18 protein-coding genes and 1 riboswitch are annotated in these 18629 nt (G+C 73.0%); of the genes, 9 read left to right on the top strand and 9 right to left on the bottom strand.

Annotated elements, in window-relative coordinates; translation table 11 throughout:
• Window positions 1-4: 4 nt before the first annotated feature.
• From GBN72_RS12865 to GBN72_RS12900, 8 genes are all read right to left on the bottom strand, one after another.
• Window positions 5-2029, bottom strand: coding sequence for an NADH-quinone oxidoreductase subunit 5 family protein (locus tag GBN72_RS12865; protein WP_151771811.1), 2025 nt, complete (start codon window positions 2027-2029; stop codon window positions 5-7).
• On the bottom strand, window positions 2026-2445 hold the full coding sequence (gene nuoK, locus GBN72_RS12870; protein WP_151771812.1) for an NADH-quinone oxidoreductase subunit NuoK: 420 nt from the start codon (window positions 2443-2445) through the stop codon (window positions 2026-2028). Before nuoK ends, GBN72_RS12865 begins: the two co-directional genes overlap by 4 nt.
• On the bottom strand, window positions 2445-2993 hold the full coding sequence (locus GBN72_RS12875) for an NADH-quinone oxidoreductase subunit J family protein (protein ID WP_151771813.1): 549 nt from the start codon (window positions 2991-2993) through the stop codon (window positions 2445-2447). Before GBN72_RS12875 ends, nuoK begins: the two co-directional genes overlap by 1 nt.
• On the bottom strand, window positions 2990-3508 hold the full coding sequence (locus GBN72_RS12880) for a 4Fe-4S binding protein (protein WP_151772022.1): 519 nt from the start codon (window positions 3506-3508) through the stop codon (window positions 2990-2992). The genes GBN72_RS12875 and GBN72_RS12880 overlap by 4 nt, the downstream gene beginning before the upstream one ends.
• A 104-nt stretch (window positions 3509-3612) precedes the next feature.
• On the bottom strand, window positions 3613-4578 hold the full coding sequence (locus GBN72_RS12885; RefSeq protein WP_151771814.1) for a complex I subunit 1/NuoH family protein: 966 nt from the start codon (window positions 4576-4578) through the stop codon (window positions 3613-3615).
• Window positions 4575-5789, bottom strand: a complete 1215-nt coding sequence (locus tag GBN72_RS12890; protein WP_151771815.1) for an NADH-quinone oxidoreductase subunit C — start codon at window positions 5787-5789, stop codon at window positions 4575-4577. Before GBN72_RS12890 ends, GBN72_RS12885 begins: the two co-directional genes overlap by 4 nt.
• Window positions 5786-6361 carry an NADH-quinone oxidoreductase subunit B gene (locus tag GBN72_RS12895; RefSeq protein ID WP_151772023.1) on the bottom strand — a complete coding sequence of 192 codons (576 nt, stop codon included), beginning with the start codon at window positions 6359-6361 and terminating at the stop codon, window positions 5786-5788. Before GBN72_RS12895 ends, GBN72_RS12890 begins: the two co-directional genes overlap by 4 nt.
• A 38-nt stretch (window positions 6362-6399) precedes the next feature.
• The gene (locus tag GBN72_RS12900; RefSeq protein WP_246212439.1) at window positions 6400-6771 is read right to left on the bottom strand and encodes an NADH-quinone oxidoreductase subunit A; all 372 of its coding nucleotides are present in this window, start codon (window positions 6769-6771) and stop codon (window positions 6400-6402) included.
• A gap of 164 nt (window positions 6772-6935) precedes the next feature.
• Between GBN72_RS12900 and GBN72_RS12905 the strand changes: the two genes are divergently transcribed.
• The 9 genes from GBN72_RS12905 (at window position 6936) to GBN72_RS12945 (ending at window position 17856) form a co-directional block, all read left to right on the top strand.
• A complete protein-coding gene (locus GBN72_RS12905) occupies window positions 6936-8189 on the top strand; it encodes a sensor histidine kinase (RefSeq protein WP_151771817.1) in 1254 nt (417 codons plus the stop codon).
• 4 nt (window positions 8190-8193) lie between these two features.
• Window positions 8194-8871 (top strand): sensor domain-containing protein, encoded by a 678-nt coding sequence (locus GBN72_RS12910; RefSeq protein ID WP_151771818.1) that lies wholly within the window; start codon window positions 8194-8196, stop codon window positions 8869-8871.
• Between the two features lie 182 nt (window positions 8872-9053).
• Window positions 9054-9713: a response regulator transcription factor gene (locus GBN72_RS12915; protein WP_164540610.1), complete on the top strand. Its 660-nt coding sequence runs from the start codon at window positions 9054-9056 to the stop codon at window positions 9711-9713.
• 217 nt (window positions 9714-9930) lie between these two features.
• Window positions 9931-11826, top strand: a complete 1896-nt coding sequence (locus GBN72_RS12920; RefSeq protein ID WP_246212440.1) for a 2-oxoacid:acceptor oxidoreductase subunit alpha — start codon at window positions 9931-9933, stop codon at window positions 11824-11826.
• Window positions 11819-12889, top strand: a complete 1071-nt coding sequence (locus tag GBN72_RS12925) for a 2-oxoacid:ferredoxin oxidoreductase subunit beta (RefSeq protein WP_151771819.1) — start codon at window positions 11819-11821, stop codon at window positions 12887-12889. Before GBN72_RS12920 ends, GBN72_RS12925 begins: the two co-directional genes overlap by 8 nt.
• A gap of 231 nt (window positions 12890-13120) precedes the next feature.
• On the top strand, window positions 13121-14143 hold the full coding sequence (gene rarD / locus GBN72_RS12930; protein WP_151771820.1) for an EamA family transporter RarD: 1023 nt from the start codon (window positions 13121-13123) through the stop codon (window positions 14141-14143).
• Window positions 14144-14193: 50 nt separating this feature from the next.
• Window positions 14194-14658, top strand: a complete 465-nt coding sequence (locus GBN72_RS12935) for a VOC family protein (protein ID WP_151771821.1) — start codon at window positions 14194-14196, stop codon at window positions 14656-14658.
• A 148-nt stretch (window positions 14659-14806) separates the two neighbouring features.
• Window positions 14807-16660: a DNA helicase RecQ gene (gene recQ / locus GBN72_RS12940; RefSeq protein WP_151772026.1), complete on the top strand. Its 1854-nt coding sequence runs from the start codon at window positions 14807-14809 to the stop codon at window positions 16658-16660.
• 362 nt (window positions 16661-17022) lie between these two features.
• A complete protein-coding gene (locus GBN72_RS12945; RefSeq protein ID WP_151771822.1) occupies window positions 17023-17856 on the top strand; it encodes an HAD family hydrolase in 834 nt (277 codons plus the stop codon).
• A gap of 9 nt (window positions 17857-17865) precedes the next feature.
• Here the strand turns inward: GBN72_RS12945 and GBN72_RS12950 are convergent, their stop codons facing one another.
• Window positions 17866-18369 (bottom strand): transglycosylase SLT domain-containing protein, encoded by a 504-nt coding sequence (locus tag GBN72_RS12950; protein WP_151771823.1) that lies wholly within the window; start codon window positions 18367-18369, stop codon window positions 17866-17868.
• A gap of 3 nt (window positions 18370-18372) precedes the next feature.
• Window positions 18373-18544, bottom strand: a riboswitch (cyclic di-AMP (ydaO/yuaA leader).
• Window positions 18545-18629: the final 85 nt, after the last annotated feature.

Raw genomic sequence — 18629 nt, forward strand, 5'->3', positions numbered from 1 at the left:
CTGCTCACGCTCCCGAGACGGCGAGGACGACGGCGACCGTGAGGACCACGGTTCCGGCGAGCAGCGCGCTCACATAGGTCTGGAGGTTGCCGGTCTGGGCGCGGCGGACGGCGGCGCCCAGCAGGCGGGGCGCGGCGGCGGCGCCGCGGACGTAGGTCTCGACGACCTCGCGGTCCAGGAACCGGACCAGGGATGCCGCGGCGGTCACCGGGCGGACGAAGGCCGCGCGGTAGAGGGCGTCCAGGTGGAATCCCTCGGCCGCGTGGCGGTGCAGGGGTCCCAGCAGGAGGCGGCCCGGGTCGGAGGGGTCGGGGGCGTCGGCCAGGTCGCCGTAGGCGGGGGCGTGGCTGGCGATGGCCTCCGCCTCGACCTGGCCGGGGTCCGCGTCCGGGTGGGCGGCGACCGCGCCGAGCGGGGTGCCGGCCGCGAAGGCGGTGGTGTGCCGCCAGGTCCCGTAGGTCACGATGCCGCCGACCAGGGCGATGCCGGTGGCGAGCAGCGAGGTGGCCCAGCCCGGGGCCAGCGAGCCGCCGCCGAACCAGTCGGGGAGCACGCCGAAGGCGGCGCCCAGTGCGAGGGAGGGGACGGCCAGCACCCACAGGACGGCGTTCATGGCGACCGGCTGCCTGCCGTGGTCGGGGGCATCGGTCCCCCGGCCGCGGAAGGCGCGCAGCCACAGGCGGGTGGCGTAGGCGGCGGTCAGCAGCGCGGTGAGCAGGCCCGCCGCCAGCACGATCCATCCGGCGGCGACCGGGCCGCCCTCGCCGGTGGCGGCGTGCTCGGCGGCGACCAGGACGGCCTCCTTGGAGAAGAAGCCGCTGAACGGCGGGATCGCGGCCAGCGCGAGCAGGGCGACGGTCATCGTCCAGTAGGCGTCGGGCACGCGGGTGCGCAGCCCGCTCATGCGGGACATGGCGGCCAGCGAGTTGGTGCCGGCGGCGTGGATGAGCACGCCGGCGGTGAGGAACAGCAGCGCCTTGAAGGCGCCGTGGGTGAGGAGGTGGAACGCGGCGGCGGAGCGGTCTCCGGCGGCGAGGGCGCCGGTCATGTAGCCGAGCTGGCCGATGGTCGACCAGGCCAGGACCCGTTTGACGTCGTCCTGGGCGAGTGCGGCGAGGGCCGAGCCGATCATGGTGACGGCGGCCATCACCGCCAGCACCAGCATGGCGGCGGCCGACGCCTGGAAGAGCGGGAGCAGCCGGGCGACGAAGTAGACGCCGGCGGCGACCATGGTCGCGGCGTGGATCAGCGCGGAGACGGGCGTGGGGCCGGCCATCGCGTCCGGCAGCCAGGTGTGCAGCGGGAACTGCGCCGACTTGCCGGCCACTCCGGCCAGCAGGAGCAGGGCGATCAGGGTGGGGTTGTCGATCCGCTCGACCGCGGCGAAGGTCGGCGTGCTCGGGTCCAGGGCCGTGTTCCGGACGGCTTCCAGGATCTCGGTGATCCGGAACGAGCCGGCGTCGGCGGCGAGCACGAAGAGGCCGATCAGGAACGGGACGTCACCGGCCTTGGTGACCAGGAAGGCCTTGATCGAGGCGGCACGTGCCTCGGGGGTCTCCCAGTAGTGGCCGACCAGGAAGTAGGAGCAGATGCCCATGACCTCCCAGCCGACCAGCAGCACCATCAGGTCGCCGGTGTAGACGACCAGCAGCATGGCGGCGGTGAACAGGGAGACCAGCGCCGCGTAGGAGGCGTACCGGGCGTCGTGGCGGAGGTAGCCCGTCGAGTAGATCTGCACGCACGCCGAGACCAGGGTCACCAGCAGGGCGGTGAGGGCGGCGAAGCCGTCGACGTGCAGGGCCAGCTCGATCGGCACCGAGCCGGTCGGGGTGAGTTCGGTCGCGGCGTCGATCGGGTCCCCGCCGCCTTGGCGGGCCGCGACCAGCGCGGCGAGGGCGAGGGAGGCGACCACCGGGAGCACGGCGAGGGGGCGGACGAAACCGGGGGCGGTGCGGCCCAGCAGGAGTCCCGCGACCGCGCCGAGGAACGGCAGCAGGGGGACGAGGACGGCGAGGGTGATCGTGCTCATGCTGAGGCCTCGGCCTTCTCGCCGCTCCCCGGGGCGGGGACGCCGGCCCGTGCGGTCGCGTCCGTGCCGTCGGACCCGCCGCGGTCCTCCGCGGTGTCGCGGAGGCGGTCGACGTCGGCGGTGCCGCGGTTGCGGTACACGGCGAGGACGATCGCCAGGCCGATGCCGATCTCGGCGGCGGCGATGGCGATGGTGAACAGGGTCAGTGCCTGGCCCGAGTGGAGCCCGTCGTGCGGGAACGCGGCCTGGGCGGCGCGGCTCAGCCAGGCGTCGAAGGCGACGAGGTTGAGGTTGACGGCGTTGAGCATCAGCTCGACCGACATCAGCACCAGGATCGCGTTGCGGCGCGCCAGGACGCCGTAGACCCCGGTGCAGAAGAGGAGGGCGGAGAGGACGACGGGGTAGGCGAGGTGCATCAGCGCTCTCCTCCTTCGCCGGAGTCGGCGTTCCGCTTGCGGGAGAGGACGATGGCGCCGACCAGGGCGGCCAGCAGCAGGACCGACAGGGCCTCGAAGGGGAGCACCCAGTGCTGGAAGAGGGACGCGCCGGTGACCTCGGTGGTCCCGGCGGAGGCGCCGTCCAGGTCGATCCAGGTGGTGCGGAAGGCGTCGACGACCACCCAGACCAGGGCGACCGCCGCGGCCACCGCCACCCCGAGGGCGACCCCGCGGTTGCCGGAGTCGGCGTCCGGGGAGCGGCCGATCGGCGCCCGGGTGAGCATCAGTCCGAAGAGGAGGAGGACGACCACCGAGCCGACGTAGATCAGGACCTGCACCCAGGCGATGAACTCGGCGGTGAGCAGCAGGTACTCGACGGCGAGCCCGCCGAGGGCGACCACCAGCCAGAGCGCGGCGTGCACCAGTTGCCGGGTGGTCACGCTGACCACCGCGGCGCCCAGGGTGACCAGGCCGACCAGGACGAAGGTGATCTCGACCCCGGTCGGGGAGAGGAATCCGTGGCTCACGGGGTCTCCTCCCCCGCCGGGCCTTCCGCCTTGCCATCCGCCGGGCCTTCCGCCTGGCGCAGTTTGTCGGCCGTCCTGCGCGCGGCGGCGACCTCCTTGGGCTCCTCCGCGGCGGCGTCCAACGCGGGCGGCGCCGGAACCGTCCACATCCACTCGCGGAGCTTGTCCCGCTCGTGGGTGAGCTCGCGGATGTCCGTCTCGGCGTACTCGAACTCCGGGGACCAGAAGAGGGCGTCGAACGGGCACACCTCGATGCAGATCCCGCAGTACATGCAGAGCGCGAAGTCGATGGCGAACCGGTCGAGGACGTTGCGCTGCCGCTCGCGGCCGCCGGGCGCGGCCGGGGGCACCGTCTCCTTGTGGGAGTCGATGTAGATGCACCAGTCCGGGCACTCGCGGGCGCACAGCATGCAGACGGTGCAGTTCTCCTCGAAGAGACCGATCACCCCGCGGGTGCGGGGGGCGAGCTCGGGCTGGACGTCCGGGTACTGCGCGGTGACGTTCTTCCGCACCATGGTGCGCAGCGTGACGGCCAGGCCCTTGGCCAGCCCGCTGCCGGGGATGCCGCGGGAGGACGAGGCGGAGGCCGACGCGGAGTCGGAGGCGGAGACCGACGGCTTCACGGGATCACCACCTTGACGACGCCGGTGAGGGCGATCTGGGCGAGGGCGAGCGGAACCAGGAAGGTCCATGACAGCTTCTGCAACTGGTCCTCCCGCAGCCGGGGGTAGGTGACGCGCAGCCAGATGACCACGAAGGCCAGGACGGCGGTCTTCAGCAGCGTCCAGAACCAGCCGAGGTCGTCGCCCCCGAACGGGCCGTGCCAGCCGCCGAGGAACAGCACGGTGGTCAGACCGCAGAGGACGACGATGCCGGCGTACTCGGCGAGCAGGAAGAACGCGAAGCGCAGGCCGGTGTACTCGGTGTACGCGCCGAAGATGATCTCCGAGTCGGCCACCGGCATGTCGAACGGCGGGCGCTGGAGCTCGGCGAGGCCGGCCACGAAGAAGACGACCGCGCCGACGAGCTGCCAGGGCAGCCACCACCACTGGAAGGCGCCGGCGATGCCGGTGAGCGAGACGGTCCCGGCCGCCATGGCGACGGAGGCCGCCGCGAGCAGCATCGGCAGTTCGTAGGAGAGCAGCTGGGCGGCCGTGCGGAGGCCGCCCAGCAGGGAGTACTTGTTGGCGGAGGCCCAGCCGGCCATCAGCGAGCCGAGGACGCCGACGCCCATCACGGCGAGGGCGAAGAAGACGCCCGCGTCGATGGCCTGGCCGACCGCGTCGCCGGGTCCGAGCGGGATGACCAGCAGGACCAGCAGGTACGGCAGGAGGGCGACGGCGGGAGCGAGCTGGAAGACGCGGCGGTCGGCACCGGCCGGGACCACGTCCTCCTTCTGCACGAACTTCACGCCGTCCGCGACGAGCTGGGCCCAGCCGTGGAAGCCGCCGGCGTACATCGGGCCGAGGCGGCCCTGCATGTGGGCCATCACCTTGTGCTCGGTCTGGCCCACGACGAGGGGGAGGACCAGGAAGGCGGCGAGGACGGCGAGCAGGCGCAGCGTGACGTCGAGCGCGTCGGTCACTGTCCGCCTCCCTCGGGGTCGTCGGTGGGTCGTTCCTCCGGACGTTCGTCCGGTCGTTCGCCCGAACGCTGTTCCGGACGTTCGTCCCGCGCGGGCCCGCCGTCGCGGGAACCGTCCGGCTCCTCGTAGGCGGGCTTGGCGTGGTGCCACGGGGCGTCGGGGCTGCGCGGCGCGGTCCTCGGCCGCCGGGGTTCCGGCTCGGCCGGGGGCGTCCCCTCGGCCGGGGACGGCGTCCCCTCGGCCCGCTGCGACGCGGACCCGCCGGAGGCGGAACGGGACCGACGCGGCCCGGGGGGCGGTGCGGCCTCGCCGCCCGGCTCCTCACGCTGCGAGGCAGAGCCCTCCGACACGCTCCGCGACCGCCGCGGACCGGTCCCGCGCGCCGGTGCCGCGGGGGCGCCGCCCTCCTCGCGCTGCGAGGCGGACCCCGCGGACGCGCTGCGGGAACGCCGGGGTGCGGCCGGGGACTGCCCGGCCGGGGTCTCCGCGGCGGGGGTTTCCGCGACCGGGGTCTCCGCGGCCGGGGTCCGCCCGGCTGAGCTCCCGGCGGCCTGGGAGGCCGTGCCCTCGGCGGCGGTCCGGGTGCGGCGCGGGCGGTCTCCGCCCGCCGCGCGGGCCGCGCCGCGGGCCGGGGCGGCCGGGAGCTGCCCCTTCAGCGGGCCCCACTCGTTCGGGTCGGGCACCCCCGGCGGCAGCATCTGCCGCCGCTTGGGCCCACCGTGCTCCGACTCACCCGGTTCCTTCGCCCCGGGCCATGCCTTGGCGACCCGCGCCGCCAGTACGAAGTCCTTGCGCAGCGGATGCCCCTCGAAGCCCTCGGGCAGCAGCAGCGGTTCCAGGCCGGGATGGCCCTCGAACCGCACGCCGAACATCTCGTGGGTCTCCCGCTCGTGCCAGGCCGCGCCCGCGTGGACGCCGACCGCGGAGGCCAGCACCGGGGCGTCGTGCGGCACGGTGGTGCGCAGCAGCAGCCGGCGGACCGGCCGGCCCAGGGCGGCGACATGGGCGCAGACCCGGAAGCCCGTGCCCGGCTCGTCCACCGCGCTCAGCCAGTCGAAGAAGGTGCAGCCCAGCCGGTCCCGGGCGACGGTCAGCGCCTCGGTCCAGGACTCCGGCGGCACGTCGACGGTCAGGACCTCGTAGGACTCCTCGGCCACGGCCCGGTCGCCGAAGAGCGCGGCCGCCGGTTCCGGGAGCCAGCCCTCGCTCATCGGTCCCCCTCCGCGGCGGGCGGCCGGACCAGTCCGCTCGTGAGCGCCGCGGTGGAAGGACGCGGGGCCGTGCCGCTCCCGCCGTACCGCTTTCCCAGCGACTCCCGGGCGATCTTCTCCTGGAGTTTGATGATCCCCTGCAGCAGCGCCTCGGGCCGCGGCGGGCAGCCCGGCACGTAGACGTCGACGGGGACGATCTGGTCGACGCCCTTGGTGACCGAGTAGGAGTCCCAGTACGGCCCGCCGCAGTTGGAGCAGGCGCCGAAGGAGATGACGTACTTCGGCTCCGGCATCTGCTCGTAGAGCCGCTTCACCGCGGGCGCCATCTTGTCGGTGACGGTGCCCGAGACGACCATCAGGTCGGCCTGGCGCGGTCCCGGCGCGAACGGGATGACGCCGAGGCGCATGAAGTCGTGCCGGGACATCGACGCGGCGATGAACTCGATGGCGCAGCAGGCGAGCCCGAAGTTGAAGACCCAGAGCGAGTAGCGGCGGCCCCAGTTGAGGACCACCTTCATCGGCTCGGGCGCCAGCCGGGACAGCACGCCCAGCCGCTGGGGCTCGGGCAGCATCACCGGCTCCGGCTCGGGGGTGGCGGCGGAGGCAGCGGTCACGTCCACTCCAGGACGCCCTTCCTGTAGGCGTACAGCAGGCCCACGGCGAGGAAGCCGAGGAAGAGGAACATCTCCACGAGGGTGGCGGCGCCGTAGCCCGGCGCGTCGAAGACGGTCGCCCAGGGGAAGAGGAACACCGAGTCCACCGCGAAGATCACGTAAAGGAACGCGTACACGTAGTACCGGACCTGGGTGTGCGCCCAGCCCTCGCCGACCGGGTCGACGCCGCACTCGTAGGTGAGCAGCTTCTCGGGCGTCGGCACCATGGGCCGCAGCAGGCGTCCCGCGCCGAAGGCGACGGCGACGAACAGCACGCCGACCACGGCGAGGAGTCCGACGACCGAGTAGGACGAAAAGTAGTCGGGCACCTCGGTCCTCGCTCCCCACTCCGGTTGCCTCGTGAACGTACGCAACGGGAGTCTAGGCCCTGCCTCCTCGGCGGCGGCCGGGTGCGGTGGTGGGGTTTTCCCCCGTACCTCTCGGCCGGACCGCCTCATGGCGCGGGCGGACCGCCGCCGGGCAGGCTGGCCCCATGACCACCGAACCGACACCGGCCCCGCTGCCGGCCTCGTCCCCGGCGGCCCCGGTTCAGGCTTCGTCCCCGGCGGCCCCGCTCCCGGACGGCGACCGCCTGCCTCCGGCACGCCTGGCCTACGACGCGTACACCTGGCGGGAGATCGCGTACCTGCTGTGCAACCTCCCGGTCACCGTGCTCGGCTTCACCTACGTCGCGGTGGTGCTGCCGACCGGCGCCGGGCTGGCCGTGACCGCGATCGGGCTGCCCCTGCTCGCGCTGGCCCTGATGGGCGCGCGGGTGCTGGGCCGGCTGGAGCGGGGCCGGGCCCGCGGCCTGCTGGGGCTGCGGATCGACGAGCCGAGCCCGCTGAGCTCGCACAACCGGTCCGGCAACTTCTTCGTCCGGCTGTGGACGGCGCTCAAGGACCCGGTGGGCTGGCGGTCGATGCTGTACCACCTGATCCGCCTGCCCTGGGGCGTCGTCACCTTCACGGTCACGCTGACCGGACTCTTCGTCCTGTGGCCGGTGCTCCCCTATCTGGTGCGCGCGATGACGACGGTGGACCGGGCGATGGTCCGCGGGCTGCTGTCGCCGTCCCCGGACCTGGAGCGGCGGATCGCCGAGCTGGAGTCCGACCGCGGGGTGGTGATCGACACCGCGGCGGCGGACCTGCGGCGCATCGAGCGCGACCTGCACGACGGCGCGCAGGCCCGGCTGGTCAACCTGGCGATGGGACTGGGCCTGGCCAAGGAGAAGCTCCTGGAAGACCCGCAGACGGCCGCCGCCATGGTCGACGAGGCGCACGGCGAGGTGAAGCTGGCCCTGCAGGAGCTGCGCGACCTGGCCCGCGGCATCCACCCGGCGGTGCTCACCGACCGGGGCCTGGACGCGGCGCTCTCCTCGGTGGCGTCCCGCTGCACGGTCCCTGTGCGGGTCTCGGTGGAGCTGGAGACCCGGCCGGCCGAGGCCCTGGAGGGCATCGCCTACTTCACCGTCTCCGAACTGCTGCAGAACGTCAGCAAGCACAGCGGGGCGCGCGGCGCCTCGGTGGACGTGTGGCGCGCCGAGGACCGGCTGATGCTCCAGGTCCACGACGACGGCCGGGGCGGCGCCCGCACGGACGCCGGCTCGGGCCTGGCGGGGCTGACGGAACGACTGGGCGCGGTGGACGGCGTGTTCGTCGTCGACTCCCCGGAGGGCGGTCCCACCACGGTCACCGCCGAACTTCCCTGGCGGGACCGGCCCGTCACCCTCACGAAGGAAGGCTGACGTCATGACCGCCGTCCACCCCTACAAGCGGACCGCGGGGCTCCCCGCACCGCTCGCGCCGCTCCTGGAGCCGGCGACCCTGCTGGCCGTGGTGCACTCGCTGCTGAACCTGCCGGTCGCGATCGTGCTGTTCACCTATGTCGTGACCACCCTGTCGCTGGGCGCCGGACTGCTGGTCACGGTGGTCGGGCTGCCGGTGCTGGTGCTGGCCCTGGCCGGCTGCCGGCTGCTGGGCGCCGCGGAGCGGGCCCGGGTGCGGCTGCTGCTGGGCGCGCGGGTCGCCGAGCCCGAGCCGCCGGCGCCCCGCGGGGACGCGCCGCGGCTCATCGCCTGGTGCGGCGCGGTGCTGCGCAGCGGGTCGACCTGGCGGCAGGCGCTGTACGCGCTGGTGCACCTGCCGTGGGCGGTGTTCTCGTTCACCGTGACGGTGACCCTCTGGTCGGTCGGGCTGGGGCTGCTGACGCTGCCGGCCTGGTACTGGTCGCTGCCGGACGACAACCGGGAGATCCACGTCCTCGGCGACGGCGCCCTGCTGGGCTCCGAGCCGTTCGAGCTGGCCGTGTGCTGCCTGGTGGGCGCGGCGGTGACCCTGGGGGCCGCCTGGACGACGCGGGGCATGGCCGTGGTCGACACGGCACTGGCCCGCGGCCTCCTCGGCCCGTCGGGACGCGCCGGGCACTGACGGGGGACGGCGGGGAACGGCCGGAGGGACGGCCGGGGAACGGCCGGCGAACGGCCGCGGGACGGCGGGATCGATGGCGCGAACGACGGCGGCGGGGACGGAAATCGTCCCCGCCGCCGGGATGTTGCTGGGATGCTGGGCCGGTGGAGACTGTGCTGCGGCAGGACGCGGAGGACGACAGGGTGCGGGTGGTCATCGCCGAGGATTCGGTGCTGCTGCGGGAGGGACTGACGCGGCTGCTCACCGACCGCGGCCACGAGGTGGTCGCGGGGGTCGGCGACGGAGACGGGCTGGTGAAGACGATCAGCGATCTCGCCGCCCGGGGCGAACTCCCCGACGTGGTGGTGGCGGATGTGCGGATGCCGCCCACCCATACGGACGAAGGGGTGCGGGCCGCCGTCCGGATCCGCAAGGACCACCCCCAGGTGGGCGTGCTGGTGCTGTCGCAGTACGTGGAGGAGCGGTACGCCACCGAGCTGCTGGCCGGTTCCAGCCGGGGCGTGGGGTACCTGCTCAAGGACCGGGTGGCCGACGTCCGGGAGTTCACCGACGCGGTGGTCCGGGTCGCCCGGGGCGGAACTGCCCTGGACCCGGAGGTGGTGGCGCAGCTGCTGGGCCGCAGCCGGCGCCAGGACGTGCTGGAGGGCCTGACCCCACGCGAGCGGGAGGTGCTGGGGCTGATGGCGGAGGGCCGCACCAACTCGGCGATCGCGCGTCGCTTGGTGGTCAGTGATGGAGCGGTCGAGAAACACGTGAGCAACATCTTCATGAAGCTGGGCCTGGCACAGAGTGACGGGGATCACCGTCGGGTTCTGGCCGTCCTGACCTATCTGAACTCCTGAGCCGGTGAACTGCTGCCACGCTGGACCGGGGGGTCACTGTTGACAAAATGTCAACGGTTCGCGGGCGGCCTGGCGACGGGCTCCGGCTCCCTCGCCTTTCCACGCCGAGCGGTTCAACGAATGACACAGGAAGGCAGCCCTTACAGACTTAGGGTTGAGGCGGGAGCGACCGGCCGAAGGCGTTTCCCGCACATGCCGCCCAGGGAGGTCCAGTTCAGTGACCAGCCAGGTCAGTACAGAGCGCGAGCCGACAGCGGCGAAGGACGTCCGCCGGCTCGAACGGGTGGTCATCCGGTTCGCGGGTGACTCGGGTGACGGGATGCAGCTCACCGGCGACCGTTTCACCTCGGAGACGGCGTCCTTCGGCAACGACCTGTCGACCCTGCCCAACTTCCCCGCCGAGATCCGCGCACCCGCAGGCACCCTCCCGGGCGTCTCCTCGTTCCAGCTCCACTTCGCGGACCACGACATCCTCACCCCCGGCGACGCACCGAACGTGCTGGTCGCCATGAACCCGGCCGCGCTGAAGGCGAACCTCGCCGACCTGCCGCGCGGCGCGGAGATCATCGTCAACACCGACGAGTTCACCTCCCGTGCGCTGCAGAAGGTCGGCTACGCGGCCGATCCGCTCGCGGACGGGTCGCTCGACGCCTACCAGGTGCACCCGGTGCCGCTGACCACCCTCACGGTGGAGGCGCTGAAGGAGTTCGGTCTCACCCGGAAGGAGGCCGAGCGCAGCAAGAACATGTTCGCGCTGGGCCTGCTCAGCTGGATGTACCACCGGCCGACCGAGGGAACCGAGGCGTTCCTGAGGAAGAAGTTCGCCAAGAAGCCGCAGATCGCCGAGGCGAACATCGCGGCGTACCGGGCCGGCTGGAACTTCGGCGAGACGACCGAGGACTTCGCCGTCTCCTACGAGGTGGCGCCGGCGTCGAAGGCGTTCCCGCCCGGCGTCTACCGCAACATCTCCGGCAACCTGGCGCTCTCCTACGGCCTGGTCGCCGCGTCGCGCCAGGCCGGGCTGCCGCTCTACCTGGGGTCGTACCCGATCACCCCGGCCTCCGACATCCTGCACGAGCTCAGCCGGCACAAGAACTTCGGCGTGCGCACGTTCCAGGCGGAGGACGAGATCGCCGGCATCGGGGCGGCGCTCGGCGCGGCCTTCGGCGGCTCGCTGGCGGTCACCACGACCTCCGGTCCCGGGGTGGCGCTGAAGTCGGAGACGGTGGGCCTCGCGGTCTCGCTGGAGCTCCCGCTGCTGATCGTGGACATCCAGCGGGGCGGGCCTTCGACGGGTCTGCCCACCAAGACGGAGCAGGCCGACCTGCTCCAGGCGATGTACGGGCGCAACGGCGAGGCGCCGGTGCCGGTGGTCGCCCCGCGCACCCCGGCGGACTGCTTCGACGCGGCGCTGGAGGCGGCCCGGATCGCGCTGACCTACCGCACCCCGGTCTTCCTGCTCTCCGACGGCTACCTCGCCAACGGCAGCGAGCCGTGGCGGGTCCCCGAGGTGGAGGACCTGCCGGACCTGCGGGTGGAGTTCGCCGACGGGCCGAACCACACCACCGAGGACGGCGTCGAGGTCTTCTGGCCGTTCAAGCGGGATCCCGAGACGCTGGCCCGCCCATGGGCGGTGCCGGGCACGCCCGGTCTGGAGCACCGGATCGGCGGCATCGAGAAGCAGGACGGCACGGGGAACATCTCCTACGACCCGGCCAACCACGACTTCATGGTCCGCACCCGCCAGGCCAAGGTGGACGGCATCGCGGTGCCGGACCTCGAGGTCGACGACCCGGACGGCGACGCCCGGATCCTGGTCCTCGGCTGGGGCTCCACCTACGGCCCGATCACCGCGGCGGTCCGCCGGCTGCGCGGCATCGGCCACCCGGTCGCCCAGGCCCACCTGCGGCACCTCAACCCGTTCCCGGCCAACCTGGGCGAGGTGCTCCGGGCCTACGACAAGGTGGTGGTCCCGGAGATGAACCTCGGCCAGCTCGCCACCCTGATCAGGGCGAAGTTCCTGGTCGACGCCCGCTCCCACACCCAGGTCAACGGCATGCCGTTCAAGGCGGAGCAGCTCGCCGCGGCGCTGAAGGAGGCCATCGATGGCTGACACGACCGAGACGTCGGCGAACCTGCTGTCACTGGTCCCCAAGGCGGCCGGCAAGCAGACGATGAAGGACTTCAAGTCGGACCAGGAGGTCCGCTGGTGCCCCGGCTGCGGCGACTACGCGATCCTCGCCGCCGTCCAGGGCTTCATGCCGGAGCTGGGGCTGGCGAAGGAGAACATCGTCTTCGTCTCCGGCATCGGCTGCTCGTCCCGCTTCCCCTATTACATGAACACCTACGGGATGCACTCCATCCACGGGCGTGCGCCGGCCATCGCGACCGGGCTGGCCACCTCGCGGCGGGACCTGAGCGTCTGGGTGGTCACCGGTGACGGCGACGCGCTGTCCATCGGCGGCAACCACCTGATCCACGCCCTGCGCCGCAACGTCAATCTGAAGATCCTGCTCTTCAACAACCGGATCTACGGACTGACCAAGGGCCAGTACTCCCCCACCTCCGAGATCGGCAAGATCACCAAGTCGACGCCGATGGGCTCGCTGGACGCCCCCTTCAACCCGGTGTCGCTGGCGCTGGGCGCGGAGGCGACCTTCGTGGCGCGAACGGTGGACTCCGACCGCAAGCACCTCACCGAGGTGCTCCGGCAGGCGGCCGCCCACGAGGGCACGGCGCTGGTGGAGATCTACCAGAACTGCAACATCTTCAACGACGGCGCCTTCGACGTGATCAAGGACCGGGAGCAGGCCCAGGAGGCGGTGATCCGCCTGGAGCACGGGCAGCCGATCCGCTTCGGCGTGGACGACGCCAAGGGCGTGGTCCGCGACCCGGTCACCGGCGACCTGGTGGTGGTCGACGTCACGCCGGAGAACGAGGCCGACGTGCTGGTCCACGACGCGCACGCGGCCTCGCCGACCACCGCGTTCGCGCTCTCCCGCCTGGCCGACCCGGACACGCTGCACCACACGCCCATCGGAGTCCTCCGATCGGTGGGGCGCCCGGTGTACGACACGCTGATGGCGCGACAGCTGGAGGACGCCGTCGAGCGGCAGGGCACGGGCGACCTGGGGGCGCTGCTGGCGGGCAGCGACACCTGGACCGTCGCCGGGTGACGGCGGCGGGTGACCGGCGGCGGGTGACCGGCGGCGGGTGATCCCCGCCGCACGGCCCGCGCCGCACGGCCCGCGCCGGGTGACGCCCCGTGCGCCCGCGCTTCGCCGCCAACGCCGCGCCCCCCGCGTGTCAGGACCGTATGTCGATACGGGAATGACATGCGGGGGGCGCGGCGTTACCTTCCGGATGGTGCCTACGCTGCGGGAGCGTGGCAGCCAGAAGGAGGAGCAATGCCACAGCCGGCGCCGCGGAACGAGAACCGGATCGGTCTGCTGAACGGATTCGCCGCCTACGGCATGTGGGGACTGGTCCCCCTCTTCTGGCCGCTGCTGAAGCCGGCCGGCGCCGTGGAGATCCTGGCGCACCGGATGATCTGGTCCCTGGTCCTGGTCGGGCTGATCCTGCTGGTGGTGCGCCGCTGGGCCTGGGCCGGCGAGCTGATACGCCAGCCCCGCAAGCTCGCGCTGATCACCCTGGCCGCGACGGTGATCACCGTGAACTGGGGCGTCTACATCTGGTCCGTCAACGCCGGGCACGTCGTCGAGGCGTCCCTCGGCTACTTCATCAACCCCCTGGTCACCATCGCCCTCGGCGTCCTCCTCCTCAAGGAGCGGCTGCGTCCCGTGCAGTGGGCGGCGGTCGGTGTCGGCCTCGCCGCCGTGGTGGTGCTGACCGTGGGCTACGGGCGGCTGCCGTGGATCTCGCTGACCCTCGCCTTCTCCTTCGCCGCGTACGGCCTGGTCAAGAAGAAGGTGAACATCGGCGGGCTCGAGTCGATGGCCGCCGAGACCGCCGTCCAGTTCCTGCCCGCCCTGGCCTACCTGCTGTGGCTCGGCTCGCGGGGGCAGGCCACCTTCGGCACGGAGGGGGCCGGGCACGCCGCCCTGCTGGCCGCCACCGGTGTGGTCACCGCGGTGCCGCTGATCTGCTTCGGCGCCGCCGCCATCCGGGTACCGCTGTCCACGCTGGGCCTGCTGCAGTACCTGGCGCCGGTCTTCCAGTTCGGTCTGGGCGTCCTCTACTTCCACGAGGCCATGCCGCCGGAGCGGTGGGCGGGCTTCGCCCTGGTGTGGCTGGCGCTGTCCCTGCTCACCTGGGACGCCCTGCGCACCGCCCGCCGCTCGGCCCGCGCCCTGCGCGCGGCGGCCGCCGCCGCGGTGGCGGCGGCCACCCCGGTGGGCCCGGCCGACCCGGCCGCCCTGCCGGAGCCCGGTGAGGCAGGGGCGGCGGGCTCCCGGGAGCGCACCGCCTGATCGCGCGTTCCGGTTGCGCGCGCCCGCACACCACCCGTAAGAGTGGTGGCATGACGCAATCCACGGTGCCTGTCCACTGGAAGCTCGTCGTCGACGCGGCCGATCCACACGCACTGGCCGACTTCTGGGCGGCCGCGCTGCACTACGTCCCGGAGGACAACAGTCCGCTGGTGGAGAAGCTGCTGAGCGCGGGGGTGGTGCCCGTCGAGGCCACCCTGGAGTGGCGGGGCCGGGCCGCCTGGCGCAACCTGGCGGCGGTCCGCCACCCGGAGGACCCGTACGACGAGGAGTCCGGCACCGGTCTGGGGCGGCGGCTGCTGTTCCAGCGGGTCCCGGAGCCCAAGACGGTCAAGAACCGGCTCCACCTGGACCTCCACCCCGGCGAGGGGGCGCGTGGCGGCGAGGTCGGGCGGCTGACGGCGCTGGGCGCCCGTGTGCTGCGCGAGGTCCGGGAGCCGGGCGGCGCGTGGACGGTCATGTACGACCCGGAGGGCAACGAGTTCTGCGTCCACTGAACCCGGCCGCCCCGGCTCCGGACCGGCCGGGCCTGTGGAAAACTCCGGCGCCGTCGGCGCGCCCCCCTATGGTGGAGGGAGGTCGACAGGGACGGGCGGTACAGGTGTGACCACGGCAACAACGGCATCCACGACGGACGCGGACGGGCTGGACGCGGGCGCGCGCGAGGCGGACGGCCCGGCGCTGGAGACGCTGCGCAAGGTCTTCGGCTACGAGTCGTTCCGCGGCGAGCAGCGGGCCGTGGTCGAGCACGTGGTCTCCGGCGGGGACGCCGTGGTCCTGATGCCCACCGGCGGCGGCAAGTCGCTGTGCTACCAGATCCCCGCCCTGGTCCGCCCGGGCACGGGCGTGGTGGTCTCCCCACTGATCGCGCTGATGCAGGACCAGGTCGACGCCCTGCGCGCGGCCGGTGTGCGGGCCGGCTTCCTCAACTCCACCCAGGACCTCGACGAGCAGCGGCTGGTGGAGGCGCAGTTCCGGGCCGGTGAACTGGATCTGCTCTACCTGGCCCCCGAGCGGCTCCGCCTGGAGTCCACCCTGAACCTGCTCTCCCGCGGCCGGGTCTCCCTCTTCGCCATCGACGAGGCGCACTGCGTGGCCCAGTGGGGCCACGACTTCCGCCCCGACTACCTGGCCCTGTCGGTGCTGGGGGAACGCTGGCCGGACGTGCCGCGGATCGCCCTGACCGCGACGGCCACCCGCGCCACCCACCAGGAGATCACCCGCCGTCTCGGCCTGGACTCGGCGCGGCACTTCGTCGCCGGGTTCGACCGCCCCAACATCCAGTACCGGATCGTGCCCAAGGCGGAGCCGAAGAAGCAGCTGCTGGCCTTCCTGCGCGAGGAGCACCAGGGCGACGCCGGGATCGTCTACTGCCTCTCCCGGAACTCCGTGGAGAAGACCGCCGAGTTCCTCCGCGCCAACGGCGTCGAGGCGGTGCCGTACCACGCGGGCCTCGACGCGGCCACCCGCGCCGCCCACCAGTCCCGGTTCCTGCGCGAGGAGGGCCTGGTGGTCGTGGCCACCATCGCCTTCGGCATGGGCATCGACAAGCCGGACGTGCGGTTCGTGGCCCATCTGGACCTGCCGAAGTCGGTGGAGGGCTACTACCAGGAGACCGGCCGCGCGGGGCGCGACGGGCTGCCGTCGACGGCGTGGATGACGTACGGGCTCAACGACGTCGTCCAGCTGCGGAAGATGATCCTGTCGGGTGAGGGCGACGAGGCCTTCCGCCGGCGCGCCCAGGCCCATCTGGACGCCATGCTGGCCCTCTGCGAGACGGTCCGGTGCCGCCGGGGCCAGCTGCTGGCCTACTTCGGCCAGGAGGCGGCCGAGGAGGCGTGCGGCAACTGCGACACCTGTCTCACCCCGCCGGAGACCTGGGACGCCACCGTGGCCGCGCAGAAGGTGCTCTCCACGGTGGTCCGGCTGGACCGGGAGCGGCGGCAGAAGTTCGGCGCGACCCAGATCATCGACATCCTCCTCGGCAAGCGCACGGCCAAGGTGATCCAGTTCGACCACGACCAGCTGTCCGTCTTCGGCATCGGCGAGGACCTCGCCGAGGGCGAGTGGCGCGGTGTGGTCCGGCAGCTGCTGGCGCAGGGCCTGCTCTCCGTGGAGGGCGAGTACGGCACGCTGGTGCTGACCGAGGGCAGCGCCGACGTGCTGCGCGGCGAGCGTCCGGTGCCGATGCGCAAGGAGCCCCGGAAGGCGCCCTCCGCCCGCGGCGAGCGCAAGGCGAAGGCCGCCGCGGCCGTGGCGGAGCTGCCCGAGGAGCTCCAGCCGGTCTTCGAGGCGCTGCGGGCCTGGCGCGGCGAGCGCGCCCGGGAGCAGGGCGTCCCCGCCTACGTGATCTTCCACGACGCGACCCTGCGGGAGATCGCCGCGGCCCGCCCCACCTCGGTGGACGAGCTGCGCGGGATCAGCGGCATCGGCGAGAAGAAACTGGCCACCCACGGCGAGAGCGTCGTCGGCCTCCTGGCGTCACTCGACGACGCCTGAGCACAGGGGCAGGCCTCGCCGCCCGGGCACGGCCTCGAGCGCGGGGCAGGCCGCGCCGCCCGGGCACGGGGCCCCGCATCGACGCCCGGGCGCGAAGGCACGCCTCGGCGCCTGAGCGCGGGGCCGTGTCTCCGGTACCCGAGCACGGGGCCGCGGCCTCCACCGCCGGAGCACGGGGCCAGGCCTCCGCCGCCCGAGCGCGGGGCCGGCCTCGGGCGCACGGGCGCGGGGTCGCGCCACCGGCGCGCGAGGGAATCACCCCGGATCGCGCTCACATGAGACGATCAGCGCCCTATTGCACACATCCGGTCGGCGTGTCAACCCGTCACGGGGGCGCTCCGGATCGTCCGTATTCTCTGATCATGCCCGCACCCGCCGCCTATGCGCCCCCTTCCCGTGCGCTCCCCGCGTACGCCCTCATCGCCACGGACCTGGACGGCACGCTCCTGCGTGACGACGACACCATCTCCCCCCGCACCCGCGCGGCACTGGGACGCGCCGCCCGGGCGGGTGCCCGGCATCTGGTGGTGACGGGGCGCCCCGCACCGCGGGTACGCGACCTGCTCGCCGGGATCGGCGGCGGTTTCGCGGTGTGCGGGCAGGGCGCGCAGCTCTACGACGCGGACCGGGACCGCCTGGTGTGGTCGATGACGCTGGACCGCGAGCTGGCGGAGACCGCCATCGGCAAGATCGAGGCCGAGGTGGGCCAGGTGTACGCGGCCGTCGACCAGGACGGCGCCAACGGGCTCACCCTGATCGAGCCCGGCTACCGGATGGCCCGCCCCACCCTCCCCTCGGTGCGGGTGGACCGCCGGGACGCCCTGTGGGAGCGCCCGATCACCAAGGTCCTGCTCTGCCACCCCGAGCTGACCGACGACGAGCTGACGGCGACGGCCGCCGCGGCCGTCGGATCACTGGCGACGGTGACGATGTCGGGGCCGGGCACCGTGGAGCTGCAGCCGCACGGCATCACCAAGGCGACCGGCCTGGCCATGGCGGCGTCACGGCTCGGCCTGGGCCCCGAGGACGCCATCGCCTTCGGCGACATGCCGAACGACGTGCCCATGTTCCACTGGGCGGCCCGCGGGGTGGCCATGGCCAACGCCCACCCCGAGCTGAAGGCGGTCGCGGACGAGGTCACCACGACGAACGAGGACGACGGCGTGGCCGTCGTCCTCGAGCGCCTGTTCCTCTGAGGGAACCGGTCAGTACGCGCTGTTGACGTTGTCGATCGAGCCGTAACGGTCGGCGGCGTAGTTGCACGCGGCGGCGATGTTGGCGACCGGGTCGAACGGCGAGGAGCCGGTGCCCTCCACGTGGTACTCGTCGAAGGTGGGGTCGATCACCTGGAGCAGGCCCTTGGACGGGATGCCGTTGACGGCGTTGATGTCCCAGTCGTTGATGGCCAGCGGGTTGCCGGAGGACTCGCGCATCACATTGCGGTGGATGCCCTCGTAGGTGCCCGGGATGTCGTGCTTCTCCATGACGTCGAGGGCCTCGTTGATCCACGCGTCCAGGTTGTCCGGCGTCGCGGCGAGCTGGGTGACCTTGTTGCCGGCGGCGGCCGCGGAGTCCTTGGCAGCGGTCGCGGAGTCCTTGGCGGTGGCCGGGGTCTCGGCCGCCCAGGCGCCGGTCGCGCCCGCGATCGGGGCGGCGACGACGGCCGCGGCGACAGCGAGGGCGGAGGCGGTACGGGTGAAGCGGGACATGGCTCTTCCTTTCCGGCGCCTGCGAGGTGAGCTGTCGGGTTCGGGCCAGAAAGGCTGCCCGGCCCGTCGCCCTGGTCGGGCGACAGGCTTCACCCCGAGCCGTCCGGAGCGTGCTCCGGTCCGGCGGCGTACCTGGGTCCCCCGCTCCTGCCGTCATGGAATGGGTTTGTGGTGACCGGACGGCGGCAGGATTCGGCGTTCCACCCGGCTGGCCAGAAACGTACGTGAGAGCGGATGTCCGAAACAAGTACGAAAGCCTG

The organism is Streptomyces abyssomicinicus (genome assembly GCF_008974245.1).
Taxonomy (GTDB): domain Bacteria; phylum Actinomycetota; class Actinomycetes; order Streptomycetales; family Streptomycetaceae; genus Streptomyces; species Streptomyces abyssomicinicus.